The sequence below is a fragment of the Pseudoxanthomonas sp. LjRoot204_2 genome (assembly GCF_056175765.1).
Genome location: NZ_JBGFFG010000637.1, coordinates 1 through 1,430, shown reverse-complemented (window position 1 = coordinate 1,430; position 1,430 = coordinate 1). Strand labels below are relative to the sequence as shown.

Below are 1,430 nucleotides of genomic sequence, written 5' to 3'. Positions count from 1 at the left end.
GGTCGCGACTACGTGGCGCTGTACTTCCCGCCGGACGCCAAGGCCAAGATGGACGCGCTGGTCGCCAACGTGAAGGCGGCCATGGGCGCGCGCCTGGATGCGCTGGCGTGGATGAGCCCGGCGACCAAGAAGGAGGCGCACGCCAAGCTCGCCGGTTTCGGCCTGAAGATCGGCCACCCTGAGACGTACCGCGATTACAGCGCGCTGGTCGTGAAGAACGGCGACCTGTTCGGCAACGCGCAGCGCGCCGGCCGATTCGAGTGGGAGTACCGCCGCGCACGCATCGGCCAGCCGGTCGACAAGGGCGAGTGGGGCATGACGCCGCAGACGGTGAACGCGTACTACAACTCGGTGAAGAACGAGATCGTGTTCCCGGCCGCCATCCTGCAGCCGCCGTTCTTCGACCCCGACGCCGATCCGGCGGTGAACTATGGCGGCATCGGCGGCGTCATCGGCCACGAGATCATCCATGGTTTCGACGACCAGGGCAGGAAATCCGATGGCGCGGGCGTGCTGCGCGACTGGTGGACCGCCGAGGACGCAGCCAAGTTCGAAGTGCAGGCGGCCAAGCTCGGCGCGCRGTACGAGGCCTACGCGTTCCCGCAGCTGCCCGGCATGCACATCAACGGCCGCGTGGCGATGGGCGAGAACATCGGCGACCTGGGCGGCCTGACGATCGCGCTGGAGGCGTACCACCGCTCGCTGGCCGGCAAGCCGGCGCCGGTGATCGATGGCTTCATCGGCGACCAGCGCTTCTTCATGGGCTGGGGCCAGGTCTGGCGCACCCTTTGGCGCGACGATGCGCTGCGCCAGCAACTCGTCAACGGTACCCATTCCCCCGGCCACATCCGCGCATTCGCACCGTTGCGCAACATCGACGCCTGGTACGACGCGTTCGGCATCAAGCAGGGCGACCCCTTGTACATCGCTCCGCAGGATCGCGTGCGGATCTGGTGATATCGCATCGGGACGCCGTCCGAGTGGCGGCGTCCGGCAGGTGTTTATCCCGTTGACGCAGGAAAGCAGTCTTGCGCATGCGCAAGCTACGCGTATGCCCGGCTTGCATCATGCTGCGTGCGCACCGATGATGCAGGCCATCGTCGTCGTCCGATGCCGTTCGCATCATGCCCGCCACACCCGCGTCCTCCCAGCAAGGCGATCTGTTCGGCGGCCCGCAGCCGGGGCGGCTGCATCGCCTGTTCTTCGCGCTGCTTCCGTCGGCCGGTGAGCGCGAGGCGCTGCGGCACCGCGTCGAGGACCTCGGGGCCGCGTTTCCGCTGGCGCGCTGGGTGCGGCCGGAACGCTTCCATCTGACGCTGCATTTCCTCGGCGAGAGCGATGGGCCGCGCAACGACATGGTGGCCGCCGCGCACGAGGCGATGCGCGACTGGCAGCCGGAACCGGTCGGCATCACCCTCGATCACCTGCTG

General features: G+C 68.2%; 2 protein-coding genes. Both read left to right on the top strand.

Translation table 11 applies throughout. The features are described 5' to 3' along the window. A partial coding sequence (locus AC04L7_RS18640; RefSeq protein ID WP_475513695.1) for a M13-type metalloendopeptidase occupies positions 1-957 on the top strand: 957 nt, incomplete at its 5' end. Positions 958-1,124: 167 nt separating this feature from the next. Beyond that, a partial coding sequence (locus AC04L7_RS18635; RefSeq protein ID WP_475513694.1) for a 2'-5' RNA ligase family protein occupies positions 1,125-1,430 on the top strand: 306 nt, incomplete at its 3' end.